22 protein-coding genes and 1 pseudogene are annotated in these 26,286 nt (G+C 65.6%); 11 read left to right on the forward strand and 12 right to left on the reverse strand.

All coding sequences use genetic code 11. The features are described from left to right. Position 1 precedes the first annotated feature (1 nt). Genes ABIB56_RS04965 through ABIB56_RS04985 form a run of 5 tightly spaced genes read left to right on the forward strand, consistent with a single transcriptional unit; the run spans position 2 to position 6,545 of the window. Positions 2-949, forward strand: a complete 948-nt coding sequence (locus ABIB56_RS04965; protein ID WP_354567887.1) for a sugar phosphate isomerase/epimerase family protein — start codon at positions 2-4, stop codon at positions 947-949. Continuing rightward, positions 946-2,043: a Gfo/Idh/MocA family oxidoreductase gene (locus ABIB56_RS04970; RefSeq protein WP_354567889.1), complete on the forward strand. Its 1,098-nt coding sequence runs from the start codon at positions 946-948 to the stop codon at positions 2,041-2,043. Before ABIB56_RS04965 ends, ABIB56_RS04970 begins: the two co-directional genes overlap by 4 nt. 4 nt (positions 2,044-2,047) lie before the next feature. Further along, positions 2,048-2,911: an NAD-dependent epimerase/dehydratase family protein gene (locus ABIB56_RS04975; protein ID WP_354567891.1), complete on the forward strand. Its 864-nt coding sequence runs from the start codon at positions 2,048-2,050 to the stop codon at positions 2,909-2,911. A gap of 2 nt (positions 2,912-2,913) precedes the next feature. After that, on the forward strand, positions 2,914-3,720 hold the full coding sequence (locus tag ABIB56_RS04980; RefSeq protein ID WP_354567892.1) for an SDR family NAD(P)-dependent oxidoreductase: 807 nt from the start codon (positions 2,914-2,916) through the stop codon (positions 3,718-3,720). Next, positions 3,693-6,545: an FAD-binding and (Fe-S)-binding domain-containing protein gene (locus ABIB56_RS04985; protein ID WP_502917556.1), complete on the forward strand. Its 2,853-nt coding sequence runs from the start codon at positions 3,693-3,695 to the stop codon at positions 6,543-6,545. Before ABIB56_RS04980 ends, ABIB56_RS04985 begins: the two co-directional genes overlap by 28 nt. A 68-nt stretch (positions 6,546-6,613) precedes the next feature. Here ABIB56_RS04985 and ABIB56_RS04990 read toward each other — a convergent pair whose 3' ends face one another. Both ABIB56_RS04990 and ABIB56_RS04995 read right to left on the reverse strand, forming a co-directional pair. Further along, complete coding sequence (locus tag ABIB56_RS04990; protein WP_354567894.1) at positions 6,614-7,774, reverse strand: amidohydrolase family protein; 1,161 nt, start codon at positions 7,772-7,774, stop codon at positions 6,614-6,616. Between the two features lie 35 nt (positions 7,775-7,809). Continuing rightward, on the reverse strand, positions 7,810-8,412 hold the full coding sequence (locus tag ABIB56_RS04995; RefSeq protein WP_354567895.1) for an amino acid synthesis family protein: 603 nt from the start codon (positions 8,410-8,412) through the stop codon (positions 7,810-7,812). 151 nt (positions 8,413-8,563) lie between these two features. On the opposite strand from ABIB56_RS04995, the gene ABIB56_RS05000 reads away from it, so the two are divergent. Then, positions 8,564-9,238 (forward strand): cysteine hydrolase family protein, encoded by a 675-nt coding sequence (locus ABIB56_RS05000; RefSeq protein WP_354567896.1) that lies wholly within the window; start codon positions 8,564-8,566, stop codon positions 9,236-9,238. After that, on the forward strand, positions 9,163-10,452 hold the full coding sequence (gene lhgD / locus ABIB56_RS05005; RefSeq protein WP_354567897.1) for an L-2-hydroxyglutarate dehydrogenase: 1,290 nt from the start codon (positions 9,163-9,165) through the stop codon (positions 10,450-10,452). Before ABIB56_RS05000 ends, lhgD begins: the two co-directional genes overlap by 76 nt. Before the next feature lie 683 nt (positions 10,453-11,135). On the opposite strand, the gene ABIB56_RS05010 is transcribed toward lhgD, so the two are convergent. Both ABIB56_RS05010 and ABIB56_RS05015 read right to left on the reverse strand, forming a co-directional pair. Then, entirely contained in the window at positions 11,136-12,314 is a 1,179-nt protein-coding gene (locus ABIB56_RS05010; protein ID WP_354567898.1) for a Fic family protein, read from the reverse strand. A gap of 181 nt (positions 12,315-12,495) precedes the next feature. Next, positions 12,496-15,183, reverse strand: coding sequence for a phosphoenolpyruvate carboxylase (locus ABIB56_RS05015; protein ID WP_354567899.1), 2,688 nt, complete (start codon positions 15,181-15,183; stop codon positions 12,496-12,498). A 55-nt stretch (positions 15,184-15,238) separates the two neighbouring features. Between ABIB56_RS05015 and ABIB56_RS05020 the strand changes: the two genes are divergently transcribed. Further along, the gene (locus ABIB56_RS05020; RefSeq protein ID WP_354567901.1) at positions 15,239-17,413 is read left to right on the forward strand and encodes a glycoside hydrolase family 3 protein; all 2,175 of its coding nucleotides are present in this window, start codon (positions 15,239-15,241) and stop codon (positions 17,411-17,413) included. Between the two features lie 12 nt (positions 17,414-17,425). Here ABIB56_RS05020 and ABIB56_RS18480 read toward each other — a convergent pair whose 3' ends face one another. The 4 genes and pseudogenes from ABIB56_RS18480 to ABIB56_RS05035 all read right to left on the reverse strand — a co-directional run bounded on the left by ABIB56_RS18480 (position 17,426) and on the right by ABIB56_RS05035 (position 21,525). Beyond that, positions 17,426-18,904 carry an MGDG synthase family glycosyltransferase gene (locus tag ABIB56_RS18480; protein WP_502917561.1) on the reverse strand — a complete coding sequence of 493 codons (1,479 nt, stop codon included), beginning with the start codon at positions 18,902-18,904 and terminating at the stop codon, positions 17,426-17,428. A 222-nt stretch (positions 18,905-19,126) separates the two neighbouring features. Further along, a pseudogene (locus ABIB56_RS18485) lies at positions 19,127-19,708 on the reverse strand (SDR family NAD(P)-dependent oxidoreductase); the annotation flags it as partial. 51 nt (positions 19,709-19,759) lie between these two features. Next, the gene (locus tag ABIB56_RS05030) at positions 19,760-21,046 is read right to left on the reverse strand and encodes an ArsB/NhaD family transporter (protein ID WP_354567904.1); all 1,287 of its coding nucleotides are present in this window, start codon (positions 21,044-21,046) and stop codon (positions 19,760-19,762) included. Continuing rightward, complete coding sequence (locus ABIB56_RS05035) at positions 21,043-21,525, reverse strand: CBS domain-containing protein (RefSeq protein WP_354567906.1); 483 nt, start codon at positions 21,523-21,525, stop codon at positions 21,043-21,045. Before ABIB56_RS05035 ends, ABIB56_RS05030 begins: the two co-directional genes overlap by 4 nt. A 140-nt stretch (positions 21,526-21,665) precedes the next feature. Here ABIB56_RS05035 and ABIB56_RS05040 point away from each other — a divergent pair, with 140 nt between their 5' ends. Continuing rightward, positions 21,666-21,869 carry a hypothetical protein gene (locus ABIB56_RS05040; RefSeq protein ID WP_354567907.1) on the forward strand — a complete coding sequence of 68 codons (204 nt, stop codon included), beginning with the start codon at positions 21,666-21,668 and terminating at the stop codon, positions 21,867-21,869. 31 nt (positions 21,870-21,900) lie between these two features. Here the strand turns inward: ABIB56_RS05040 and ABIB56_RS05045 are convergent, their stop codons facing one another. The 4 genes from ABIB56_RS05045 to ABIB56_RS05060 all read right to left on the reverse strand — a co-directional run bounded on the left by ABIB56_RS05045 (position 21,901) and on the right by ABIB56_RS05060 (position 24,367). Further along, positions 21,901-22,362 (reverse strand): SRPBCC family protein, encoded by a 462-nt coding sequence (locus tag ABIB56_RS05045; protein WP_354567908.1) that lies wholly within the window; start codon positions 22,360-22,362, stop codon positions 21,901-21,903. Continuing rightward, positions 22,359-22,697 (reverse strand): ArsR/SmtB family transcription factor, encoded by a 339-nt coding sequence (locus ABIB56_RS05050; RefSeq protein WP_354567909.1) that lies wholly within the window; start codon positions 22,695-22,697, stop codon positions 22,359-22,361. Before ABIB56_RS05050 ends, ABIB56_RS05045 begins: the two co-directional genes overlap by 4 nt. Before the next feature lie 92 nt (positions 22,698-22,789). Then, entirely contained in the window at positions 22,790-24,058 is a 1,269-nt protein-coding gene (locus tag ABIB56_RS05055; protein WP_354567911.1) for an acyltransferase family protein, read from the reverse strand. A 60-nt stretch (positions 24,059-24,118) separates the two neighbouring features. After that, positions 24,119-24,367 carry a hypothetical protein gene (locus ABIB56_RS05060; RefSeq protein ID WP_354567913.1) on the reverse strand — a complete coding sequence of 83 codons (249 nt, stop codon included), beginning with the start codon at positions 24,365-24,367 and terminating at the stop codon, positions 24,119-24,121. 415 nt (positions 24,368-24,782) lie between these two features. Between ABIB56_RS05060 and ABIB56_RS05065 the strand changes: the two genes are divergently transcribed. Continuing rightward, positions 24,783-25,613, forward strand: coding sequence for an ATP-binding protein (locus tag ABIB56_RS05065; RefSeq protein WP_354567914.1), 831 nt, complete (start codon positions 24,783-24,785; stop codon positions 25,611-25,613). A 128-nt stretch (positions 25,614-25,741) separates the two neighbouring features. Then, on the forward strand, positions 25,742-26,230 hold the full coding sequence (locus ABIB56_RS05070; RefSeq protein WP_354567915.1) for a histidine kinase: 489 nt from the start codon (positions 25,742-25,744) through the stop codon (positions 26,228-26,230). Positions 26,231-26,286 lie beyond the last annotated feature (56 nt).

The following is a 26,286-nucleotide window of genomic DNA, read 5'->3' on the forward strand; positions in this document are numbered from 1 at the left end:
ATTGACCTCGACGACGGGAGACACGGACACCGTGACCAACACGCAGGAATTCACCTTCGGCTATCACCTCAACAATTGGGACCTCGCCGGTTTGCCAGCGGAGGATGGGCTCGAAGCCATCCAGAGGAACGGATTCAGGTACGTCGAGGCGCTGGCAAGGGATGACCTCTCGCGTGACTTCTCCCGTCGTTACATGGGGACGGGCGACAAACCGGTCCCTATGGGGACAACGGACGTCGCATTCCTCACCCGGGTCGCCCTGTTCTCGAGGGCGGCCGAGCGGGGACTCGAACTCAGCTCGCTGTACTGCAATCGCGAGTTCGTCAATCCTCTGAGCTGGGAGTACGAACTCGCCACCATGGACTCCATCACCCGCATCCTCGCCGGATTCGGGGCACCAGGGCTCGTGCTGGGCGGCGGTCCGCCCGCACGGGGCGGCGCCGACCACGAACCCGACCTGTACCGGCGTTTCGCCGCATCCCTCCGGGAGATCGGCGAACGGGCGGGCGAGCGCGGCATGTGGGTGGCCTACCACCCGCACATCGACACCTTCATCGAGACCCGCGAGCAGCTCGACCGCCTGATGAACGAGCTGGACGACGGACCGGCCGGCCTCTGCATCGACATCGCGCACCTGATGATGGCGGGAAGCGACCCCGTCGCCGCCATCCGGGACTATGCCTCGGTACTCAAGTACGTGCACTACAAGGACGTCGCAGACCAGACCGGGATCTCGGGGCCGGCGCGGTTCGCGTCCTTCCGCCCGCTCGGCGACGGCATCGTCGACATCCCGGCGGTCACCGCCCAGCTGCTCGCCGATCGTTACGACGGAATCGTGATCATCGAACTCGACAGTACCGACGAAGCACCGGAAGACGCGCTGAAGGCATCCGTTGCGTACATCGAGTCCCTCGGCCTCACCCTCCGGCCCGAAAGCAGCACCCGATGACCGCGCGAGCCTCCTCGGCCCCGATCCGGGTCGGCGTGCTCGGCTGCGGGCAGATCGCCCAGATCATGCACCTGCCGTTCCTGAGCGAGTCACCGGACTTCGAGATCTCCGCCGTCTGCGACCTGTCGCTCGGCACCGCGACCGCCGCCGCCGAACGCTACGGCGTGCCCTCCATCTACCCCTCGAGCGACGACCTCATGGCCGATCCTCATGTCGACGCCATCATCGTCTGCTCCTTCGACCACGCGTCGGTCAGCCTCGATGCCATCCGCGCCGGCAAGCACCTGCTGATCGAGAAGCCGCTTGCGTTCACCCCGGCAGAAGGACGCGCTGTGCAGCTCGCGGCCGAGGGTGCAGGCACGGTGTCGATGGTCGGCTACATGAAGCTGTTCGACCCCGGATTCGCCAGGGGGCTCGAACTCATCGCCGAGGCGGGGGACGCCCGCGTACGAACCGTGCACAACCTCGCCGGTCGATTCGACATCGCCAAGACCATGTACGACCAGGTGCGGTTCGACGACATCCCCGACGGCGTGCTCGCTGCGTCGCTCATCGACGTGAACGACCGGATCGCCGACCACCTCGGCGACCACGCCGGGTACGTCGAGCTTTACACCTCGCTGCTGATGCTCGGCGCGCACGACCTCTCCGTGATCCGCGAGGCGTTCGGCGCCCCGTCGAGCGTCGCCTATGCGTCGAGCGACGGACAGAAGCACCTCCTCGCCGTGCTCGAATACGACGACGGCGTTCCCGTCGTCTTCGAGATCGGAACCGGTTCGCGCTACGACTGGTGGGACGAGTGGGTCGGGGTGTCCACCGACACGAGCGAGATCCGCGTGGAGTTCTCGCACCCGTACATCCGCTATGCGCCGACTCGGGTCGACGTGCGGGAGACCCGGTTCGGGATGGAATCGCGGGCGACCCTCACCGCGAGCTCCGACGACCCGTTCCGTCGGGAGATCAAACACTTCGCGGACGCGATCCTCAACGGCGTCGCCGTGCGCTCCACGGTCGCCGGGGGCCTGCAGGACCTCGACCTGGCCACCGACATCATCAGGGCGCTTCCCGCTCTCCCGCTTGCAGTGAAGGAGTAGAACCGTGATCATCGCAGTAACCGGGGCGTCGGGCTTCCTCGGGTCCCAGGTCGCCTCGCGGCTGAAGGATGCCGGCCATGAGGTGCGCGGGCTCGACCGGGTCGCCGCGCGCGACGGCAGTGGCATCGTCGTCGACCTCCAGGACCCGGATGCCACCCGGGCGGCGCTCGAGGGGTGCGAGGGAGTCGTGCACATGGCGGGTTACCCGCGCGCCGGCGACCACACCGGCTACGACGTGTTCACGACGAACACGTCCATCACCTGGTCCGTCGTCGACGGCGCTCTGGCCGCCGGTGTGTCGATCATCGCCTACGTGTCGTCGATCAGCGCCATCGGTTATCCCTTCTACGTGCAGCCGATCACTCCCGCGTACCTTCCTCTCGATGAGGGCATCGTGAGCGTCCCGCAGGATTCCTATGGGGTGTCGAAGGTGGTCGGTGAACAGATCATCACGGCTGCGGTGCTGCGCTCCGGCGGCTCTCTCGCCGCGGTCAGCCTGCGCTTCCCGGCTCTCCACAGCCCGGAGTCGTTCGTGAACGAGATGCCGGCGACCGTCGAATCCGGCAAGGACGTGAAGCTCTTCTGGAGCTATCTCGACACCCGCGACGCTGCGTCCTCGGTCGCCGCCGTATTCGAGCGGGAGAACGTCGGTCACAGCATCTTCTTCGTGGCGGCCGACGACAGTTTCAGCCTGATCGAGACGTCTGAGCTGGTCTCCACCCATTTCCCCGATGTCCCGCTCACGCGCGATCTTCCAGAGTTCGTTTCGCTGCTCTCCAACGCGGCGGCCAAGGACTACCTGTCGTTCACGCCCCAGTACTCGTGGCGCTCGTACGGATCGCCCTCCTCGGAATCCGGGGTGAACTGATCATGGCCGACCCAACACGCTTCGACGGCAAGGTCGTCTTCGTCACCGGTGCCGGTGGGGCCATCGGTTCGGCGACCGCCGAGCGCTTCGCATCGGAGGGTGCGCGGGTCGTGATGGTCGACCTCGACCCCGTCACCGTCGAAGCCGCTGCTCAGCGCCTTCGCGACCTCGGCGGAGACGCAACGGCGTTCGCGACCGACCTGACCACCGACGAGGGGGCCGAGATCGCGGTGTCCCGCGCCCAGGAGATCTACGGTCCGCTCGACGTCGCCGCTCTCATCGCGGGGATGGCGGCTCCGCGCAGCTTCATCCACGAGATGCCGATCGCCGACTGGGACCGGGTGCTCGACACCAATCTCCGAAGCACCTTCCTCACGCTGCGGGCGAGCCTTGCGAACATGGTCGCGAACGGTACGAAGGGCAATGTCGTCACGATGTCCTCTTCACATGCGCTGTGGGATGTCCACGACGGTGGAGCGGCGTACGCGGCGAGCAAGGGGGCGATCCTGTCCCTTACCCGCGTCGCGGCCTTCGACATGGGCCGGCACGGCATCCGGGTGAACACCGTCGCGCCGGGCGTCATCGAGACGCCTCTCGGCATCCCGCAGAAGATCCCCGGCATGGTCATGCTCACCGCCGAGCAGCGGGCAGCCCGTATCCCGCTCGGCCGAATCGGGCAGCCGCGCGACGTCGCGGCCGTCATCACGTTCCTCGCCTCGGACGACGCCGCACACATCACCGGCGCCGCGCACCTCATCGATGGAGGGCAGACCCTGCAGAGTTGGGCGAACTCTCCCCTCGACGGCTGACCGCGGTGAACCCGACGGACACCGCCGACCTGGCCGAACTGCTCAGGGCCGGCGGCGTCGAGGCTGTCGACTCCGGTTCGAGGCGGCGGGCCGAATACTCGAGCGACGGATCCAACTATCGCGTCGTGCCCGAGGTCGTCGTCTTCCCGCGTCATATCGACGAGGTGCTGGCGACAGCCGAGGTCGCGAGGGCGACGTCGACTCCGATCACCTCCCGCGGGGGAGGGACCTCGGTGGTCGGCAACGCCATCGGGCCGGGCATCGTCATCGACTTCTCGCGTCACCTCAACCGGATCCTCGACATCGACGTCGAGCGTCGCACGGCACGGGTGCAACCGGGCGTGGTGCTGGGCCAGCTTCAGAAGGCGACCGCCGGAGACAACCTGCGGTTCGGGCCCGATCCCTCCACCTGGTCGCGAGTCACCATCGGCGGGATGATCGGCAACAACGCCTGCGGATCGCACTCCCTCCTGTTCGGCAAGACGGCCGACAACGTGTTGGAGCTTGACTTCGTCGACGGGCTCGGCAGACGGATCACGGCCGGCCAGAACCTCGATGTCGTACCGGGTCTGCAGCGATTCGCCTCGGAGAATCTCGGAATCATCCGCACCAGGCTCGGCAGGTTCGGTCGCCAGGTGTCCGGCTACTCCCTCGAGCACCTGCTGCCCGAGCACGGCAGGAATCTCGCGCGGGCACTCGTCGGAACCGAGGGCTCCCTCGGGATCGTGCTGGAGGCCGAGATCGACCTCGTGGAGATCCCCGCCGATCCGGTCCTTGTCGTACTCGGTTTCACCAGCATGTACGCGGCGGCCGATGCCGTCCCCGCGGTGCTCACTTACCGGCCGGGCGCGATCGAGGGCCTCGATTCGCGGTTGGTCGACGCGGTGCGGGCGAGCAACGGTGAGGGGGGAGCGGTCGAGATGCCGAAAGGGGCCGGCTGGCTGCTCGTCGAGCTCCACGGCTCGGACCGTCGTGCCGTCGAACAGCAGGCTGCCCTGATGGCCGCCGACGCCGATGCGATCTCCCACCGGGTGGTCCCGGCAGGCGCACAGACCCGCGAGATCTGGCGGATGCGGGAGGACGGGGCGGGCATCGCCGGCCGAACCGCGGCGGGCGCGCAGGCGTGGCCGGGGTTCGAGGACGCGGCGGTGCCACCCGAGAACCTCGGCGCGTACCTCCGTGAATTCGAGTCCCTTCTCGTCGACCACGGCATCGACGGGATGACCTACGGGCATTTCGGCGACGGATGCCTGCACGTGCGCCTCGACATCCCCCTCGAGCGTGATGGCGCCGCGTTGCGCGCGTTCACCGAGGATGCGTCGCGGCTGACGGTACGACACAACGGTTCGCTCTCGGGCGAACACGGCGACGGTCGCGCGCGGAGCGAACTGCTGTCCCTCATGTACCCGCCAGAGGTCATCCGCGCGTTCGGGCAGTTCAAGGACCTCTTCGACCCCCGTGACATCATGAATCCGGGAGTCGTCGTCCACCCCGCGCCGCTCGACCTCGACCTCCGCCGCCCAGCCGCCCTTCCGCTGTTGAGCAGCGACGGCTTCGCCTTCGCGCACGACGACGGCGACTTCACGAAGGCCGTCCATCGCTGTGTCGGTGTCGGCAAATGCCGGGCGGACTCCTCGGCGGACGGAGGATTCATGTGTCCCTCCTTCATCGCATCCTCCGACGAGAAGGACTCGACGAGGGGTCGGGCCCGCGTGCTGCAGGAGATGGCGAACGGTTCGCTCATCGATCGCGACTTCCGGTCGACAGAGGTCAGGGACGCCCTCGACCTCTGCCTCAGCTGCAAGGCGTGCGCGAGCGACTGCCCGGCCGGCGTCGACATGGCGGCGTACAAGAGCGAAGTGCTGTTCCAGAGTTACCGCGGTAGGCTCCGGCCGGTCACCCACTACCTGTTGGGCTGGCTCCCGCGGTGGGCGCGGCTCGCGTCCCCCTTCGCCCCGGTGGTCAATGCGATGCTGTCCATCCGCCCGATCCAGAAGGCCGTCCTCTCGGCAGGGGGGATGGACACCCACCGATCGATCCCACCGTTCGCACGGAAGTCCTTCTCCCGGTACCGCCGTCGTGTCCCGGCCGTCTCGCCGTCGCGCCGCAAGGTCATGCTCTGGGTCGACTCGTTCTCCGACAACTTCAGCCCGAGTATCGCGACCTCCGCCATCGCCGTGCTGGAATCCGCGGGATTCGACGTCGTGATCCCCGACCGGGCGGTGTGCTGCGGGCTGACCTGGATCACCACCGGTCAGCTCTCGGGTGCCCGCCGTGCGCTCGAGAACCTCATCAACGAGTTCGCCCCCTTCACAGAGGCCGGCATCCCGATCGTGGGTCTCGAGCCGTCGTGCACGGCCGTGCTCCGCTCGGATGTGAAGGAACTGCTCCCCGACGACGCCCGGGTGAAAGCAGTGTCGGCCAACGTCTACACGCTCGCCGAGTTCCTGGCGTCGCCGACCATCGGCCCGATCGACTGGGCGCCGCCCCGTCTCGACGGTGTGGAGATCGTGGTGCAGCCGCACTGCCACCAGCACGCCGTGATGGGATTCACCGTCGACCAGAAGCTGCTCACCGGCCTCGGTGCCGAATTGACCGAGCTCGCCGGTTGCTGCGGTCTCGCAGGCAACTTCGGGATGGAGAAAGGCCACTACGAGACGTCGGTCGCCGTCGCCGAGCATTCACTGCTGCCTGCCCTGCGCAGCGCCGGCCCCGATTCGATCTTCCTCGCCGACGGCTTCTCCTGCCGCACGCAGGCGGACCAACTCGCGGGAGCGAGTGGACTACACCTCGCCGAGCTGCTCGCGTCGCGACTGCCGGCATAAACCAGCGCGACCCGGGGTAGCCGCCGGTTCGGCGCGACCCCGAGTCGGTATCTGCTCGGTGTCTGCAGTCAGCCGCTGATCTGCGGTGCGTTCGCCGGTGGAGGGGTCACGCGGCTCGGGTGCACGAGGATCTCGCCGTCAACCAGCACCATTGCGACCGACGGGATGTCCCCGCGCGCGAACGAGTCGAGCGCCGTCGTGCCCTGTCCACCTTTCGGCACGTCGAGGATCACGAGGTCGGCCGCACGGCCGGCCTCGATCACTCCGACATCGAGGTGGTACCGCGCCGCGACCTCGCCGGTCGCGCAGCACAGCGCGCTGGCCGGGTCGACGCCGCCGAAAGCGGTGGCGTACGCGATGGTGCGCAGTATCCCGAGCGGGAGGATACCGGTGCCCGACGGGCTGTCGGTGCCGAACTGCAGGCGGGCGAGCAGCCCGTTCTGGTTGAGGTATTCGACGATCTTCACGAGCGCGAGCGTGTTGCCGGCCTGCACGACCTCGATCGCCGCCTCCGTCTGGAGGATGCACTCGAGGATTTCCTCGAACGGCCTGGCGGTCGGTCCGCCGTTCGCGTGGCAGATGACGTCCGGCTTGAGCGCAAGTACGAGATCGCTTCCGACCACGTGGGACCCGGGGACGGATGCTCCGCCGACGTGCATGGGGATGACCCATCCGCGCGACCGTGCTTTCTCGATGGGGCCGCGGATCTTCTCGGGGTCGATGCTCGAGCCGAGCCCGACCTCCCCGACCAGGTGCACTCCCGCCTCGACCATCTCGTCGAAGTCGCTCGAAGTGATTCCGGGTTCGATCAGCAGCGCTCCACCATGCAGTTTCGCTCCGCCGGGACGCAGGTCGAGCGAACTCTGGGCCGCGGCCATGGCTATCGACTTCGCCCCGATCGGAGTGCGCTGCCGCCCCGGCCAGTGAGTCTCGCCCGCCGAGATGAGGGTCGTCACTCCACCGTTCAGATGTGACGAGATCCACCCGAGGGTGTTTTGCCTCGGGGTGAAATCACCGAGCACCGGATGGGTGTGCGGGTCGATGAGCCCCGGGGAGATGACCGCCCCCTTCACGTCGATGGTCGTGTCGACGTTCTCGGAATCCAGCTCGGACCAGAAGCCGACCTTCGAGGTGACTCCGTCTTCGATGAGGACCGAGTCACCGTCGAGAACCGGGTTGTCCAGCCTGCCGCCGATGATGTGGGAAGCGCCGTGGATGAGTGTGATCATGACGTACGTCCTTCGGGTTGGGGGCGGGACCGGGCTCAGCGGAGGCCGTCGACCCCGGCGGCATCCTCGGCGGAGAGCCCGCCGACCCGGTGGTGCGGCCGCGGGCCGTTGGAGGCGGCGAGCGCGACGAGGATCTCGTCGGAGCGAGGGGAATCGCCGACGCGGAATTCGATCGCGTCGAAGTGCGAGCGGATCATCATGGCGTCCTTGTGATGGATCGGGATGTCGAGCGATGCGCCCTGTGCGCCGTGCTTCTTGACGCTCGGAAGGATCGAGACGCCTTTGGCGATGTCGCGGGTCGGCTGGCCGAACTTGGGGTGGAGAAGCGCTGCGATGTGTTCGATCTCCCCGCGCTCCCCGACGATGCCGCCCTTGCCGTAGGCCTGCAGGTTCCCGTCGAGGAGTTCCTGGGCTCGAGTGGTGAAGACGCGACCGAGCACCTCGCCGGCTTCGATCAGTTCCTCGAGATCGTCGGACCAGCGTCCGGCGTACGGGTTCTTCACGATCGCGGCGACGACGACGCGCTTGATCGGGCGCTCGGTGACCCGTTCACCATCGGCGAGGACCTCCTCGACCTGCACCACCCACTTACGCACGAAGAGGTTGAGATCGCTCGCATCGAAGTCTGAACTGGCCACGTTTTACTCCTAGATTCCTCGCAGGCACGGTGGTGTCGACCGATAGCATGCTGTTCGGTACTATTAGCATGCTACTGGAAAACGGACCTCGTCGCCCCTCATCCGGCCCCGGCATCCGTTCACTCACCGCCACTTGACGACAGGAATCGATATGCCCGCTCGCACAGCCGTGATCATGGTCGACGTGCAGAACATGTACCTCCAGCAGGAGTCGCGTGACCGCTATGGCTGGCCAGCCATCTACCGCATGGATGAGACGGTCGCCGAGTGTGCCGCCCTGCTCGCCGAAGCTCGCGAACAGGGTCTCCCCGTCATCTACACCCGTGCCGTCAGCCGCGCGGACGGCGCCGACGCGACGCCGAGCATGCGCGCGCTCCGCGAGGCCGTCGCCGCCGATTTCGATCCCCTCACCGACGACAGCGACTGGTCGTCGGAGATCATGGACGCCGTCGCCCCGCACGAGGGCGACATCGTCATCAAGAAGCTGCGCTGGGACGCGTTCTACGGCACCGAGCTCGACAGCATCCTGCGCAACCTCGACGTGAACCGGCTCATCATCGCCGGGCTGCAGACCAACGTCTGCGTCGACACCACCGCCCGTACCGCGTTGATGAAGAACTTCGAGGTGGCCGTACCCGTCGACGCGGTGTCGACGGACGGAAAGCACCTACACTTCAACGGCCTGGACGCCCTTCGCGTGATCTACGTCGAGATCGCGCCGTGGCGCGACCTGATCGCGCCCGGAGCGAAGTGGGATGTCGCCGTCAGCACACCCGGATACGGGCGCCTCCTCGAGGAACTCCCGCACCCGGCCGAGACGCTCTGAGCGCCGCGGGCCGCACCGAGTCGGTTGCGATAGTCGGGGGCGGGATCGTCGGGATCGCCCTGGCGAGGAGGCTCGCCAGGGACGGTGGCCGCGAGGTCGTCGTCTTCGAGAAGGAGAACCGGGTCGCCGCGCACCAGACCGGGCACAATTCCGGAGTGGTTCATGCCGGGCTGTACTACGCGCCCGGATCGCTGAAGGCGCGGCTGTGCACGCTCGGGCGGATCGCAACCAGGGAATTCTGTGCCGAGAAGGGACTGCCGTACCGGGAGGTGGGCAAGCTCGTCATCGCGGTGACAGACACCGAGCGCAGCGGACTCGACGAGATCGAACGTCGCTCGACGGCGAACGGCGTGCCGGGCCTTCGGCGGGTGGACGCCGGGGGAGTACGCGACATCGAACCGCATGCTCGGGGGGTCGCCGGCCTTCACTCCCCGCACACGGCGGCGGTGGACTACGTCGCGATCACCGAGGCGATGGCGGACGACGTGCGTCGGGACGGGGGAACCATTTTGCTCGACCACGAGGTGACCGGACTCGCCACGGACGGAGGTCGCGTGCGGTTGTCGGCCGCACGCACCGATCGCAGCTTTGACCGCCTCATCGTCTGCGCCGGTCTGCAGTCGGATGTCGTCGCCCGATTCGTCGGGGCCTCACCGTCGCCGAAGATCCTGCCGTTCCGCGGCGAATACTGGACCCTTGCCCCCGACCGGACAGATCTCGTCCGGGGAATGATCTATCCGGTACCCGACCCGAGGTTCCCGTTCCTCGGGGTGCATTTCACGCGGGGAGTCGACGACTCCGTCCAGGTTGGACCGAACGCGGTTCCGGCGCTGTCGCGAGAAGGGTATCGCTGGCGGGACGTGTCGGTGCGGGACACCTGGGACTCGCTCACCTGGCCCGGCGCGTTCGCACTCGCGCGTGAGCACTGGCGGATGGGAGCGAAGGAGATCGCCGGATCGCTCGTCAAGTCGCTCTACTTCCGTGATGCGCGCCGGTTTATTCCGGAACTCCGGATGTCCGACCTCTCGGCCCGGACGGCATCCGGGGTGCGTGCACAGGCCTGGGGTTCCGACGGGGCGCTCCTCGACGATTTCGTCGTCGACCAGATCGGGCCGGTCACGCTGCTGAGAAATGCGCCGTCACCCGCTGCGACCTCGGCAATGGCGATTGCCGATTATCTCGCGGTCACCTACTTGAGAGGCGCATCTTTTTAGTCGCGTAAGCTCAGCGAGTCCGTGTCAATTCAGACGCATAAAGTCCATAGCGCCTGCCAAATCAAGTGAATAACCTCTTATAAAGGTCGAAAAAAGCCGTATGAGCCGAGCACACGGCTCATAATCGTGGTGTCGCGGGTTCAAGTCCCGCTCCCGCTACAGAAAAGTGGATTCTGATCAGGGATCCTCTTGGTCAGAGAGTCCTTCTCGATAATCGCATTTTGTCAAACTCCGGTCTAGATCGGAATGTCTGCAATGCTCCGACGCACATCTGCTCAGGTGGCGGGTAGGCCAGTCGTTCGCAATCTCGCTGATGGGACCCTGCCGAGTCCCGTACGACTTGTCGCCAGATTCCTGCCTCGACCGCGGGAGAGCTTAGTTCCGGAACGGGTAACTAAGACATAGACCATCCAGTGGTTCTGATCCGGCGTGCCGAGCAGCCGGATTCGTGGGTTCTGCTCAAGGCCGTCGCTATCGATGTAGCTGAGTGGATAGCCGCCGACGAGGTACTCGTGGATGCGGTGGTTCTCTATGATCGCGTCGAGCGACCTGGGCGGATGAGTAGCTCGTCCCACGTCTCCCGCTACCGGGAGCGATCTGCTCGCCGCGCTCTGGCTGCCATCCGAGCGGTTCGGCAAGGGTGTCGAGAGCAGCGTTCTCCCGGTCGAACTCAGAGATTACGGTCATCGTATTTCCTCATCGTCGAAGTCCGTGCGCGTAACTGCGTGCCAAATTTCAGAAGCCACCCACCGTTCCTTGCCCCCGCGTCCCCAGCGTCCGGCCGAACGCACCCAGCCGAGGCCTTCGGCTCGGTGTAGCAGGTTTGATCCGGTCGGCTGGGTAACGCTGAGCGCGCGCACGACCGCGTTGACGGTGACGACCGGGTTCTCGAGCAACACGTCGATGAGGTCGGCCACCTGCGACCGGTCGCCGCGCACCTGAGCGCGGTAGCGCTCACGGATGTCGAGCAGGTTGCGGATGCGGTCTGCACTCTCGTTCGCCTGGTGTTCGACGGCGGCGGCGAAAAACTGAATCCATTCGTCGATCTCGCCGCGCTCGCGGACCGCTTGGAGGCGGTCGTAGTACTCGTTGCGGTTGGTTTCGAAGTACCCCGAGATGTGGAGGATCGGCGCGCTCAGCACATGGTCATGCATCAGTTCGAAGCCGATGAGCAGACGACCGATGCGACCGTTGCCATCGAGAAAGGGGTGGATGGTCTCGAACTGGTAATGCATCAACGCCCCGCGCAGCACCGTCGGTATGCTCGACGGGTCATTGACGAAGCGCTCCCAATCGGCGAGCAGCTCGCCGAGGTCGTCTTGATGAGGCGGGATGAAGCGCGCAGTCTCAGGGCGGGCGTTGGGCGAGCCGATCCACACGGGAGACCGCCGGATTTCACCCGGTGATTTCTCGTCGCCACTCCCGTTGGTGAGCAAGGTCTCGTGCAGTGCACAGAAAAAGCGCAATGTGAGCGGCCATGTCTTGATCAGTTGGGTTCCCTGTTCGATCGCGCGGAGGTAGTTCGCGACTTCACGGAGGTTCTCGTTCTCGATCGGGACGTCTTCGTTCTCAGCCGACAGGACTTCGCTCAGGGATGCCTCAGTGCCCTCGATTCGCGAGCTCGCCAGCGCCTCCTGTGCCAATGCGGGGCCGAGCAGCAACGCGGGGTTATCGATGATCATGGCGAGGCCAGAGAGTCGCCCGAGCGCCAAGTCAGCGCGCGACATGGCGGCAACTGTCTCGGGCTCCAGCGCCAGCTCGCGCGGGATGGGTGCGGGCAGGAAGTACGCGTGCGGCCAGGCGCTGAGCGGCTTGGTGGCGAGCGCGCCGAACCGAGTGCTGGTGAAATCGCTGGATCGCATGTCGACTGTCCGAGTCTTATAGAAAGTGGCTGAACTTATAAACCAGAGGCATTTGCTTTATAAGTTAGTGCACTTTATGCAAGCTATGTTGTGTCAGGACTTCGAAATCCGTTGTTCTGTCATCTTGCGGATCAGCTCGAGGTCGTAGACCCCGCAATCCGCCCTCTGAGGCTGCCGCGCCCTACCCCGTGTTCTGCAACCCCGCGGCGACGCCGCTCACCGACAGCAGCAACAGCCGCTGCAGTTCCGGGTCTGCAGCAGAGCCCTCGGGCGCCTCGCGCAGACTACGCAGCGCGCGAAGCTGAAGCAATGACAGCGCGTCGACATACGGGCTGCGCATCTTCACCGCACGCTGCAGCACGGGGCGGTTCGCGAGGAGCTCGCCACCGCCGGCGATGCGTACGACCCAGGATTGTGTGAGATCCATCTCCTCGAGCACGAGCGCCGCAAGATCGTCGCGATCGCCCAGGGCGAGGAAGTGGCGCGCGATCCGTTCATCCGATTTGGCGAGCCCCATGGCGACGTTGTCGATCATGGTGCGGAACAGCGGCCAGTCCGCATAAGCGGAAGTCAGCAGTGTTTCGTCACCGACCGCGTCCAGCGCGCTTCCCAGCCCGAACCACCCTGCGAGGTTGATCCGCGCCTGCGTCCACGAGAACACCCAGGGGATGGCGCGAAGGTCTTCGAGGGAGGACACCGACAGGCCGCGGCGGGCCGGGCGTGAACCAAGGGCGAGGAGTCCTACCTCTTCCATCGGCGTGACCGTCGCGAACCACGGTGCGAAACCGGGTGCATGCACGAGCTCGAAGAAGCGTGCACGGGAGGTCTCGTCCAGGGTGGCGGCGACGTCGGCGAACCGGGCCGCGGCATCCTCGTTCCTCTTCTCGATGGACGGGGAGGAGGCGAGCAGTACGGCAGCCGCGACCTGGTCGATGTGGCGCATCGCAATGTCGTGGTCGCCGTAGCGGGCGAAAATCACCTCGCCCTGTTCGGTGAGCTTGAACCGGCCATCGACCGAATGCGGCGGCTGCGCGAGGATCGCCGAGTTGGCCGGGCCGCCGCCGCGCCCGAGCGCACCGCCGCGGCCGTGGAACAGCGTGAGCGTGATGTCGTTCTCGCGGGCCCATTCGGCGATCTCCCGCTGCGCCTGGTACAGCGCGAGCGTCGCTCCGACCGGGCCGACATCTTTCGAGGAGTCCGAGTAGCCGAGCATCACCTCGAGGCGCCGACCGGTGGCCTCCAGCCGGGCAGCGAACTCGGGATGTTCGATAATCTCCGCGAGGATGCCCGGGGCCGCCTGCAGGTCGGCGAAGGTCTCGAACAGCGGGATGACGTCGAGCACCGGGGGCGCGCCGTTCGGGCCGACCGCGGCGCGGGCCAGTCGATGCACTGCGGCGAGGTCGTCGGCCGATTGACTGAACGAGACGATGTAGCGGCCCGCCGCGCGCGGGCCGTAGCGTTTCTGGATCTGCGCGATCGCGCGTACCAGATCGAGCGCCTCCTTGGCCACATCGCTGAGCGGCTCGCCCGACTCGATTTCGGCCAAAACCGTGCGATGCACAGCCGAATGCTGCCGCACTTCGAGCTCGGCGAGGTGGAAACCGAACGTCTCGACCTGCCAGATGAACTGCTGCAACTGGCCGTACGCGTGCCGGATGGCGCCGGCGCTCACGAGGGATTGCTGCACGATCTCGAGCTCGTCGAGCAGCTGCGCCGGATCGCGGTAGGCGAGATCCGCGTCACGGGTGCGCGTTGCCGCAATGCGACGCGCGATCAGCAGCAGGATGCGCCGGTGCGGCTCATTCGGCGACCGCTTGGCGATCTCCTTGGCTGCCTCGTCATCCGCCGACCGCAGCCTCTGCCATAGCGCGAGCAGCGCATCCGTCGGTGGGGTCGTCGCCGAGTCGAAGGTCAGGCCGCGCCCGACCCGGCTCGCGGTGCGTTCGAGTCCGATCAGCACGTGCTCGCTCGCGATCGCAGCGGCCTTCTTGGTGACCGACGCGGTGACGAACGGGTTGCCGTCGCGGTCCCCGCCCACCCAGGTGCCGAGGCGAATGAAGGAGCGCACAACCGGCGTCTCGTCGCCGGCCTTGTCGCCACGAAGCACATCCTCGATGCGCTGGTAGACCTCGGGGATCGACGTGTAGAGCGTCTCGTCGAAGACCGCCATGATCGAGCGCACCTCATCCACGGGCGTCGGCTTCTCGAGGCGAAGGGGAGCTGTGCGCCACAGGGTGTCGACCTCTTCGAGCAGGCTGCGCTCGATGCGCACCTCATCGGGGCCGCCGTGGGAGAGATCGTGCTCGCCGAGGAACTCGGAGAGGCGGCGGATGCTGCTGGAGACCGCGCGCCGTCGCGCCTCGGTGGGATGCGCGGTGAACACCGGATGGAACCGCATCGCCTGCAGGCGCTCGGTTGCCGCATCCGCACCGATCTCCTTGCTGAGCTGCGCGAACGCGCTGCCCATCGAGACGGATGGGTCGTTGCTCCTGGTTTGGTCTTCGCGCTCTCTCAGCACGCGCACGCGCTGGTGCTCCTCGGCCAGGTTGACGAGGTGGAAGTACGCAGTGAACGCGCGGGCGACCTCGTCCGCGCGTTGGATCGTAAAGCTCTCGACGATCTCCGCAGCGCGCGAGAAGGCTTCGGATGTCTCCTCGGTGTATGCCTGGATCGTCGCGAGTCGCAGCCTCTCGACATCGTCATAGAGGCCGTCGGATCCGCTCTCGCGCAGCACTCGGCCGAGCAGGTCGCCGAGCAGGTGCACGTCTGCCCGCATGGTGCCCGGGATGCGATGTTCGGCCTCGAAGCGCCCGACTAGATCAGTGGTGGAGTCGAGACCCGTGGAGTCACTGGAGCTAGCATCGTGCATGGTTCAACGCTACCGGGCGCCCGATCGCGCATAAACAGGGTGGAGAATTTAGGGCATGACACCGGAGGGCGGCGCGTACGGCGAGGCAGTCCGAGCCGTTCGGGCGGGCGAGCTCGACGCTGATGAGGCCGCAGACCAACTGATCGCCCGGATGACCGATCGGGAGCTCCTCGGACTGCTCGACGGCGACTCTCCCAGGCGGCTCCTGGTTCTCATCCCGGTGCTCCTCGGGCGGCGGTCGTTCGTCGCCGGCGCGGTCCCGCGTCTCGGCATCCCAGGTATCCGGTTCAGCGACGGTGCGCGCGGCGTTGTCATCGGCGCGTCTACCTCCTTCCCTGTCACGATGGCCCGGGCAGCAACCTGGGACCCTTCGCTGGAGGAGCAGGTCGGCCGGGCGATCGGCCTGGAGACCAACGCGCAGGGCGCGAACTACTCCGCCTCTGTGTGCGTGAACCTCCTTCGCCATCCCGCCTGGGGTCGGGCGCAGGAATGCTATGGCGAGGACCCGGTGCTCACCGGCCGGATGGGGGTTGCCATGACCCGCGGAGTTCGCGAGCACGTAATGGCCTGCGTGAAGCACTTCGCGCTCAACTCGATGGAGAACGAGCGTTTCGAAGTCGACGTGTGGGTCGGCGAGCACGCGCTGCACGAGGTCTACCTGCCGCACTTTAAGGCCGTGGTGGATGCCGGTGCCGACTCCGTGATGACTGCCTACAACCGAGTTCGTGGCGAGTACATGGACGTCAATCGCGCTCTGCTCACCGATGTACTGCGGCACGAGTGGGGTTTCTCGGGGTTCGTGACGAGCGACTGGGTGTTCGGCACCCACGACGCGGTCGCTAGCCTGAAGGCGGGGATGGACGTAGAGATGCCACTTCGGTTGCTGCGCGCCCGCGATTTGCCGGCGGCGCTGCGCTCGGGAGACGTGGATCGCGGGGCGGTGCTGCAGTCTGCTCGCCGCATCCTGCGCACCACTGTGCTGCATGCTGCGGCCCACGAGGTCGCGAGGCCGAGCGCCGCCGTCATCGCTTCCCCGTCGCACCGGTCGCTCGCCCGCCAGGTCGCCGCGGAGTCGATCGTGCTCCTCAAGAATGAGGCCGTCGGCGCGGTACCGCTGCTGCCGCTGGATGCCGGCATCCGGCACCTCGCGGTGATTGGCAGGCTGGCTGCACAGGCCAACCTCGGTGACCACGGGTCGTCGCGCGTTCGGCCCCCCTCAACGGTCTCGCCGCTGCAGGGGCTGCGCGAGGCTCTTCCCCGCGTGCGGATCACGACCGCATCTGGTCGGATTGCGCGCGCTGCTGCTGTCGCTGCTGCGGCAGACACGGCGATCGTCGTCGTCGGGCTGGACCAGCACGACGAGGGCGAATCGGTCGTCACAGGTGGAGTCGAAGTGGGCGTGCTCGGTCGGGCGTTCCGTTCGGGTCCCCTCCGGGCATTGCTCATTGGTCTCGCACACCTGGCGTCGCGCTTCGTCCGAGGTGGCGACCGCAGATCGCTCGATCTGCGCCCCTCAGACGTGCAACTCATTCGCGCGGTTGCCGCTGCCAACCCGCGCACCGTAGTCGTGCTCATTGGCGGTAGTGCGATTCTGACCGAGGCGTGGCGAGAGCGGGTGCCGGCCCTGCTTCTTGCCTGGTACGGAGGGATGGAGGGCGGTCACGCCCTGGCGAGCGTGCTGACCGGCGGCGCGGAACCGGGCGGAAGGCTGCCTTTCGTTATGCCGACGGATCTCGCGCACCTGCCTCCGTTCGACGGCGCGGCGAAGTCTGTCGTCTACGACGACAGGTGGGGTCAGCGACTGCTCGACGCGGAGGGACACGCGGCCGCTTTCCCGTTCGGGTTCGGCCTCGGCTACACGACGATGAAGCACCGGTTGGTCGACCACCGGTTCAAGGACACGGGTGGCAGCGCGGAGGTGCTCGTGACCAACACGGGTGACCGCGAGGGCTCAACCGTTGTGCAGATCTATGCCGCGGATGTTTCGCTCGCCCGGCCGGTGGCTCAGCTGCTGGGCTTCCAGAAGGCGTCCCTGCAGGCGCACACCGAGGCGGTCGTGACGGTTGCGCTGGACGCCGGGCCAACACTCCAGCGCGATCCGGCGACACGGCGTTGGACGCCACGCCCGGGTGAATGGGCAATGCTGGCCGCCCAGCACAGCCCCAGCAGCTGGGACGGTGCGATACGGCTCCGCGAGCCCTCCGATACGGACGGTGCTGAGGTCAGCTAAGCGCAGCTCGAGTCAAGCGTCAGGAGAATCCTCGTCGACGGCGAGGGGATGCGCCGCAAGGCCCTCAACGCGAACAGGAAGCGAGTCGTCGTCGCGCAGCACGCCGCGGAGCAACCGCCGCGCTTCCCACCGAAATGTCACACGTGTCTCGTCATGCCGCAGCACCAGATTCCCATCAGGGCCGGCATATCGCTTCTGCAGATCGACGAGCTCCTCGGCACGCAGCAGGGCAACCGTGCTCTCGGACGCTGGATCTACGAGGCGGACCAGCGACGTTGGCCCCGTTAGATCGCTTGCGATGAGACGTTGCTCGCTGGTTGCGAGGATCGTCTTTTGGGCACCGCGTGTTACGACTAGGGGGCGGGATGGTCCGTCAAGCAGCCCGGTCAGCACATCCGCGGCTGCGTTGGGGCGGCCAATCCGCTGCGCTGCCGCCTGCATCCGCTGTAGGCGGCCCGGCTCCTGCAGTAACTGTTCGATCTTCCATCCGATCGTGGAGGGGGTGTTGCACCGGATGGCAGCCCCTTGCTCCATCAGGTAGTCCCCGTTCCGCACTTCCTGACCGGGGATGGGGTTCACCAGCACCATCGGGAGCCCTGCTGCCATGCACTCCGATGCTGAGAGCCCGCCGGGCTTGCCGACGAACAGGTCAGACTCGCGCAACAATTTCGGCATCTCCGACGTGAACCCGAGCACGCGGTACCGATCTCCGGCCGACCCAACGAGCTGCTCAATGCGCTGCCTCAGCGCGTCGTTTCGTCCACACAGGATTGTGGCGGTGAACGGCGAGCGCACGTGCAGCGTCTGACGCACGACCGCGACGGCGTAGTCGCCGCCGGACGCACCGGCGGAGATCAGTAGCTTCGGAAGCCCCTCGCGATCGCGTACTGGTGCCTGCTTCGGTTCTGGCGCGATCGGGATGCCGGTGACCGCGACACGGTCGGGCGGTAGGCCCAGCGCCATGAGCTGCACCCTCCCCTCCTCCCTCGCCACGAAGAGGGCGTGGAATGCGCTCGTGAGCCACAGCCCCTGGAAGTCGTAGTCCGTCGTCACGACAGCGGTCTTCGCATCGATCGCGCCGCGGAGAATCAGCGACGCCAACAACTGGGCCGGCAGGAAGTGGGTGCAGACGATCGCGGTTGGCCGGAACTGTTTGATCGCACTGATGGCGGGAGACGCGTTCGCCCGCGTCCATGGATCAATCGGGCCGCGGCGCCGGAATGGCTGGTCGCTGACGTCGTAACCCCAGTCCACCAGCCATGGCAAGTCTTCGACCAGAACGAAGTAGCCCTTTCCCAGCAGGTCGCGGTACAGCCCGCTGCTCGCGTCCAGCACGTCGAGCACCCGCACTTCGTCGATGTCGGGGCGACCGGCGCATGCCTGCTGCACTGCCGCTGCCGCGCTGTTGTGCCCCGATCCCACCCCGGCGGACAGAATCAATACGCGCTCTCCACCAGCCGTCATGGCCCCCTGTGCCGACGCGCTACGCATGAAGATATGGTAACGCGGCACCGGCCGTGAGGCTCGGCTGGGACGACGACGGTGCACGAGCTGTCGTTGAGCCACCTTTGACCTACCAGGGAATCCGACCGCTTCTGGGTCGTGTTCCTCGCTGATGAACATTCCGGTTGAACCATTGGGCGCGCGCGTTACCACTCGAGCGATGCGTGCGGCTGCAACCTCGACCGAACCCGTACCCCGATAGTTATTGAAATCGGTCGCGGTAAAGCCAGGATCTACGGCGTTGACCTGAAACGCGGTATCACGGAGTTCGTAGGCAAGGTCGATCGTATACATGTTGAGTGCGGCTTTGGAGGGCTGATAGACGGCCCCTTTCGCCGAGTAGTAGAGCGATGCCTCGTACGTCGCCAGGGTCAAAGAGCCTTGGCTCGACGAGACATTGACGATTCGCGGATTGGAGGAATTTCGAAGAAGATCGACGAATGCCTGGGTCACGCGGACCACTCCGAAAAGGTTCAGATCGAAAACTGCTCGATAGGTGTCAATTGGCGCCTCGAGGGCACCCTGAGGGCGACCGCCGCTCATCCCCGCATTGTTGATGAGCACATCCAGGGTGCCTGTTGTGGCGCCTACAGCTTGTCGTGCCGCCTCGACCGACTCCTGATCGGTCGCATCCAGTTGAACCAACTCGACGTTGTCGAAACCCAACTCATGCAGTCTCGAAATCGCGTCAACACTGTTCGGGATGCTTCGACTCCCGAGGAACACGTAATAGCCCTGCTGCAGCAACTGGCGGGCCGTTTCCCAACCGATTCCCCTGTTGGCTCCGGTCACGAGTGCGAGCTGCCCCTGACTTCTCGGCCGCGAACATGGGCGCGATCGGGATTACATGAAGTACCGCAGCCACAGGTAGGGCAGGCTGAGCGTGACGGTGACCGCGGTCACTATGAGGCCGTATTTGGTGAAGGTCCAGAAGGATATGGGTTGGCCGTTGCGCTTGGCGATACCGATCGCGACGACGTTGGCGCTGGCGCCGATCGCAGTAGCGTTGCCTCCGAGGTCGGCGCCGAGAGCGAGTGCCCACCAGAGCGGGTGGGCGGCTGCTCCGCCCGCCTGCACCAGGTCGTTGGTCAGGGGCGCGAGAGTCGCGACGAAGGGGATGTTGTCGACGATTCCCGAGAAGATCGCAGAGCCGAACAGCAGCCCGGCGGCGGCGCCGAAGTAGTTGTCGCCCACTGCCTGGGTGGCCGCTGTGCCGAGTGCTTCGATGACGCCGAGATTCACAAGTGAGCCGACCATGATGAACAGGCCGGCGAAGAAGAGAAGCGTTTCCCATTCGACGTCGCCGAAGATCTTCCTCGGCTCCAGTCTGGTGACCAGTGCGAGCAACCCGGCCCCGAGAAGTGCAACGATGGCGGGCTCCAGTCCAATGAGCGAGTGGAGGATGAAACCGGCCAGGACAAGGCCGAGGACCACCAGCGATTTCACCAGCAGTGGCACGTCGCGGATTGCTTCCCTTTCGTTGAGCGCCATGACGCGCTTAACCCGTTCCGCGTTGTATTTCAGTGATTTGCGAAACATCAGCCAGCAGAGGCCGATGAATACGACGAGCAGAATCGCGATCAGCGGTGCGAGGTTGACGACGAAGTCGTTGAATGTCAGACCGGCGCGGCTGGCAATGATGATGTTCGGCGGATCGCCGATCAGAGTCGCGGTGCCGCCGATGTTGCTCGACATCACCTCAGCGATGAGGAATGGGATGGCGGGGGCGGCCAGCCGCTCGCAGATGAGCAGGGTGACCGGGGCGATCAACAGGACCGTTGTGACGTTGTCGAGGAACGCGGAGAGCACTGCGGTGATCACGACGAGCATGACCATGATCACGAAGGGGCGCCCGCGGGCCCGCTTGGCCGCCCAGATCGCGAGAAACTCGAAGACGCCACTCTGTTTGAGGATGCCGACGATGATCATCATCCCCAGCAGCAGGAAGATGACGTTCCAGTCGATGCCGCTGTCTTCGGAGAAGAAGATACCGTGATCGTCGGTTGCGCCAATCACGACCATCAGCGCTGCACCGACCAGCGCGACGGTGACGCGCGAGATCTTCTCCGTCGCGATGAAGACGTACGCCGCGACGAAGACGACCAGGGCGAGAACGATCTGAACGCTCATACGTCGGTCCCGGCCACGTCACCGCAAAATCGGAGGATGGCGTCCATGACCGCTGGCAGGGTGACGAAGGCCGGCTCGCCACCACCCCTGCTCTTCACCAGTGCTATCTGTGCGCGCGAATGCGCCATCTGGGCAGCGATCTCCACAAGGGATGCGTTTGCCTCGACGGTGAGCAGAGCATAGACGTGGACGTCATCATCGTCGAGGAGTTCGCCGATAGTGCGATCGGCGGCGTGCGACCAGACATCCTCCGATCCCTGTTCGTCGAAGACACCCGCGAGGGCCATGTCGTCGAGGATGTATCCAGGAACCAACAACCCGAGAACGTCGACGGCCGATACCACGGCGACCGGTGCGCCAGAATCGTCCATCACGACAAGCCCTGGCAGACTCCGGGCTGCAATCAACCGCGCCGCGGCAAGAGCGGACGTCTGACGGTCCACCAGCGAGGCGCTGGAGGCGAGGTCCGATGCGTGCATGAGAAGCTCCTTCAAGTCGGCAGCACAAAACTGCGCCGACCAGACTTCCCGGCTCACCGAGTCGAGCCTAACGCAGCAAGTACTCAGGCCTGGCCATCGATGGCCTCGCGATCAGAACCCCGGTAACGGTGTGGGTGTATGTGAACACACCCACCTTCTTCAGCGCGTTCCCGGCCGACATCAAACCCGCCCCACGCGAGTTCGTGGAACGCTCCGTGAACCTGCAGACCTGGACCGAGCACCCGGCCGGCGGACATTTCGCCGCCTGGGAACAGCCGCAGGCATATGCGAACGACCTCCGTCGTGCGTGCGAACTCCAGGCGCCCGTCGAGGCATCCGGTTAGGTTCCTCGGACGCATCTCCCGCCACAGGGGTTCATCCCGCGACCTCGGTCTGCCCGATGAAGCCTGCCAGCTGGTCGAGTACGCTCTCCCAGCCGTCGTAGAAAAAGCCGTCCCCCGCCATTCCGGTCACTCCGCGCAGGTCGAAGGTCATGCGGGTGAGTTCGCCGAGCGGCTCGAAGGTCACAGTGACGATCGGTGTGTCCTCGGGGTCGCCGTCGGGGTATCCCCAGGTGAAGACGAGCCGCTCGTTCTCGACCAACTCGCGGTATACGCCTCCGGTCACGACTTCGTTGCCGCTCGTCTCGTCGACCATCGTGTACACGTATTGCCCGCCGACCCTCGCGTCGATCGAGACCGACTCGCGCGGAGTGCGCGCACCGGCCGGATGCCACCAGATGGCCACCTCGTCGGGGTCGGTCCAGGCTTGCCACAACTCGGCGGGGGTGGCATCCAGCTCGCGGACGAGGGTGAACCCTGTGGACATATCGATCATGATCGTTCCTTTCGTTTCGCTCGGATGTGTTCTTCAAGAAAGTCGAGGCGCTGCGACCACTCGGCTCGCTGCTTCGCCACCCATTCGGCGGCGTCATCGAGGCCGCCTTCCCGGACACTGCACTCACGCCACTGCGCGCTGACGGTGCGGGTGATGAGACCCGCACCGTCGAGCACGGCGAGGTGTTGGGAGATGGCCGGACGGCTCATGGAGTACTTGCCGGCCAGGTCGCCGACGGTGGTCGGCCCTTCGCCCAGTCTGCTCAGGATGTCGCGCCGTGTCGGATCTGCGAGCGCACTGAAGACGCGGCTGAGCTCGTCGGTCGCCATCGACATGTAAGCAACTCCTTATTTAAGTAGGTGCTTACACTCTAGTCAACGCCACTGCGGATGTCAACGCGCGACGAACACGGGCGTCGTATTCGCCCTCACCGCAGGCTGACCCTGGCCCTCCAGCGCCCGAGCATCGTCACAGCGGCTCCCGTCAACACGACGCCGATTGCCGAGAACCAGACGTTCAGAAACCACTCCATCACCAGGAACGACGGGATGAAGTTGAGCACGGCCGCGATAACGACCACCCACCCGGGTGGCGTCGCGGTGACCTCTCGAGGCGCCTCCCACCGTCCGACGATGAACGAGGGGCCGAAGATTGCGACCAGCACCAGCACGTAGAGAATCGGCCTGCTCCACCACCACGCCGGGGTGGCCGGTGCCGGACTGGCGCCCGGGATGAGCAGCGCAGCGCCGGAAAGCAGGATGATCACCGGCAGGTGCCAGAGGTACACAGTCATCAGGCGGCTGCCGACGACGAACACGACAGCTTTGGCGCCGCCGGTGCGCATCAACCCGGCCAGGACGGGGCGAAGCAACCGCAGCACGCAGGCCTGCCCGAGCGCGAGGGCGACCAGCGGCAGGGTGGGCGGGTTGAGGTTGACGAGCATGTCGGGCGAATACGGGCCGATGGTGGTGAGGGGCACGAGGACGGCGTAGCTGGCCGCGGCGATCACCAACAGCTGCCACCACGACCGGCGAGCGAACCATCCGTCCGCGTACCAGAACCCGAACTGCTGCACGAGCAGCCAGACGAAGAACAGGTTGGCGAGTCCGATCTCGGTGATGCCGGTCGAATAGCGCAGTGCGTCGACGACGATCCCGCCGGCCAGCAGCGCGACCAGAGTCGCCTTCGGGGCGCGGGCGTGCCATCCGGCCATGATCGGCATGAAGGCCTGACAGAGACCGTAGGCAGCCAGGAACCAGAGGGGTGAGCCGGCGCCCGTTGCGACTGTCTGCAGCAACTTCGGATCGATGCCGACGAGGGTGGCGATGCCGAGCACCACGACGTAGAACACGAAGAGGGGGAGCGCGGGCTGGGCGAGTCGCAGCACCCTGTTGCGCACGTATTCGGATGCGCCGCCTCCGCGGCGGACCAGGCTCCTCCATGCCGTGAGGCTGGCGAACCCGCCCACGACGAAGAACAGGGGCATGATCTGCCCGATCCAGGTGACCCCGGCGAACCACGGCTGGTTCAGGATCGGCCGGGAGACGACGAGTGCCCCGGAGGCATCCCGCCCCACCCCGACGAACAGCAGATGGACCACCACGACGAGCAGTACGCAGAAGACTCGAGCCAGGTCGAGCGTGAGGTCTCGCTTCGACAAGTCGATCGACGAGGTGGTCTGGGCGGCGGTGCTCATACGGCGACTTCTGAGATATGAATCACCGTCACAGTATGCCAACTCCGGGCTGGCTGGCGGTTACTCCTCTTTTTTCAGGGCGAGTCCGATTGCGAAGAAGGTGGGCGCCCAGTGCCCGATGAAGATGCCCCACCGGTCGGACTGGGCCTTGTCGTCGTTCTTGCCGCGGGAGAGCAACCATGCGGCGAGCGAGATAACGATCGATGCGAAACCCGCGGTGTAGGCGTGCTGGCTTCGCACCCCCACATCATGGGCCATGGCGATCGGGTCGAAGCGGTTGGCGGTGTCGAGTGTTTTCCGTGATTTCATAGGCTCAGCCTTCGCCCGCGTGTGCTGCGAAACAAGCCCCTATCCAATCCGCGGAATAGGGGTAGCCGATAGTGGAAACCATCGCTCGTCGTGTGCAGCAGCGGCAGAGACACAACATTGATTTTTCGTAGGTTGCCTCGAAAATCTCTCGTAGGTTGCCTCGAAAATCTCTAGTGGAGGCCCGCGAAAAACCCTAACGACGTTAGATTGCACTGAGGTCGACTTCTGCGCAGACCCCAGTGAGTCGGAGAGCACTTCAACTTGTTCGGGAACGATTGACCGAAGAGCCCGTCGTCCTTATTGAAGGGCCACGCAGCGTGGGCAAATCCACCCTGCACAGTCACTCACCGGCCGTCTCAGCAGGGTCCCGATTCAACCGTTTACACAGGCGGAGATCGACGGCGTCAATAACTACTTGCTGCGGCACCTCTTCGACGATCCTGCGTCCCTCATCACCACAGCGACCTCGCCGACGACCCGCGATGAGTACATCCGCAGGGTCGTGCGGGGTGGTTTCCCCCTTGCAATTGACCGGCCCTCCTCCAATTCGCGGTCCCGATGGTTCGAGGACTACATCCGACTCACGCTGGAGCGCGATGCGCGCGAACTTGGCAAGCTCCGCCAGGCTGCTTCGCTGCCACGTCTGCTCGGACGACTTGCCGGACAGACTGCGCAAGTTTTGAGCCTCGCCGACGCGGGTTCCGACATCGACCTGTCTGCTGTCACCGTGGAAAGTTACACACGCATTCTCGAAGCCGTATTCCTTATTCGGCAATTGCCAGCGTGGGGCACCACTCTCACTAGTCGCTCAAGCAATAAACCGAAACTCCACGTCGTGGACTCTGGCGTCGCGGCGCATCTGCTTCGACTCAGTTCTGAACGGCTCGCCAGACGCGACGCCTCAGCACTCACCGATTTTGGGCGCTTGCTGGAAACCTTCGTCGTAGGGGAGTTGAGTCGCCAGGCATCCTGGATGGATGGTCTCGCAGGAATTGGTCATTGGCGCACCTACGAGGGCGAGGAGGTTGACTTCATTGCTGAGCGAAACGACGGAACTATCGTCGCCATCGAGGTGAAAGCTGGCAGCCGCGTCCCCGGATCGGATCTGGCTCCGCTCCGGAAGCTGAGGGACCGGTTGGGAGACAGCTTCGTCGCGGGTGTTGCACTCCACCTTGGAGAGCGCTCATACACCTTCGAAGACCGACTCCACGTCATGCCAGTCGATCGACTGTGGGCCGAATTCTAGGCACCCAGCCGCCGCAGCCGAAGACCCTATCGCCGTGAATGCATCGCTTGTGGGCTGTTGAGTCCAGTAAGTCACTGATGACACCACAAAAGCTTGACATGACACCACAGTGGTGTCATTATGATGGCATGGAACTTGGACAGTACGTCAGCGACCTACAGCGTCAGTTAGCGGATGCCGCAGAGAACGGCAGCGAAGACACTCGCGCCGTCGCCGAGCGTCTCGCCGCCGGGCTGGATGCCGCAATGCGGCTCGTACTGCTCGATGCCCTGTCGGCCGCGGCCGGCGAAATCACCCGCGACCTCGCACCGGGCTCAGTTGACCTGCGGCTGCGCGGACGCGAGATCGAGTTCGTCGTCACCCAGCCGAACACCGAATCCGTCAGCGACGACCTGCCCGCGGCATCCGTCGACCTCGACGACGTGAGCACCTCGCGCACGACGCTTCGCCTGCCGGACGCCCTCAAAGCGCGCGTAGACGACGCGGCGGCAGCTGACGGCCTGTCCGTCAACACCTGGCTGGTCCGTGCGATTGCAGCCGCTCTCCAACCCAAGCAGCGACGATCTGCGCAGCGCACACTACGCACCGGCGACAACTTCGCCGGCTGGGCGCGCTAACTAGGCCGGCCAACCACATCCACCAGCCCCGCGAAGCCGCGGGGTAGAACCAACAC

This window comes from Glaciihabitans sp. UYNi722 (assembly GCF_040549465.1).
In the GTDB taxonomy this organism is placed as follows: domain Bacteria; phylum Actinomycetota; class Actinomycetes; order Actinomycetales; family Microbacteriaceae; genus Lacisediminihabitans.

Bases quoted from the DNA above. Each gene is read 5' to 3' on its own strand.
- ABIB56_RS04970 (WP_354567889.1), top strand. From the start codon at position 946: ATGACCGCGCGAGCCTCCTCGGCCCCGATCCGGGTCGGCGTGCTCGGC.
- ABIB56_RS04980 (WP_354567892.1), top strand. From the start codon at position 2,914: ATGGCCGACCCAACACGCTTCGACGGCAAGGTCGTCTTCGTCACCGGT.
- ABIB56_RS04990 (WP_354567894.1), bottom strand. From the start codon at position 7,774: ATGATCACACTCATCCACGGCGCTTCCCACATCATCGGCGGCAGGCTG.
- ABIB56_RS05000 (WP_354567896.1), top strand. From the start codon at position 8,564: ATGCCCGCTCGCACAGCCGTGATCATGGTCGACGTGCAGAACATGTAC.
- ABIB56_RS05010 (WP_354567898.1), bottom strand. From the start codon at position 12,314: ATGCGATCCAGCGATTTCACCAGCACTCGGTTCGGCGCGCTCGCCACC.
- ABIB56_RS05015 (WP_354567899.1), bottom strand. From the start codon at position 15,183: ATGCACGATGCTAGCTCCAGTGACTCCACGGGTCTCGACTCCACCACT.
- ABIB56_RS05020 (WP_354567901.1), top strand. From the start codon at position 15,239: ATGACACCGGAGGGCGGCGCGTACGGCGAGGCAGTCCGAGCCGTTCGG.
- ABIB56_RS18480 (WP_502917561.1), bottom strand. From the start codon at position 18,904: ATGCGTAGCGCGTCGGCACAGGGGGCCATGACGGCTGGTGGAGAGCGC.
- ABIB56_RS05030 (WP_354567904.1), bottom strand. From the start codon at position 21,046: ATGAGCGTTCAGATCGTTCTCGCCCTGGTCGTCTTCGTCGCGGCGTAC.
- ABIB56_RS05035 (WP_354567906.1), bottom strand. From the start codon at position 21,525: ATGCACGCATCGGACCTCGCCTCCAGCGCCTCGCTGGTGGACCGTCAG.
- ABIB56_RS05045 (WP_354567908.1), bottom strand. From the start codon at position 22,362: ATGATCGATATGTCCACAGGGTTCACCCTCGTCCGCGAGCTGGATGCC.
- ABIB56_RS05050 (WP_354567909.1), bottom strand. From the start codon at position 22,697: ATGTCGATGGCGACCGACGAGCTCAGCCGCGTCTTCAGTGCGCTCGCA.
- ABIB56_RS05055 (WP_354567911.1), bottom strand. From the start codon at position 24,058: ATGAGCACCGCCGCCCAGACCACCTCGTCGATCGACTTGTCGAAGCGA.
- ABIB56_RS05060 (WP_354567913.1), bottom strand. From the start codon at position 24,367: ATGAAATCACGGAAAACACTCGACACCGCCAACCGCTTCGACCCGATC.
- ABIB56_RS05070 (WP_354567915.1), top strand. From the start codon at position 25,742: ATGGAACTTGGACAGTACGTCAGCGACCTACAGCGTCAGTTAGCGGAT.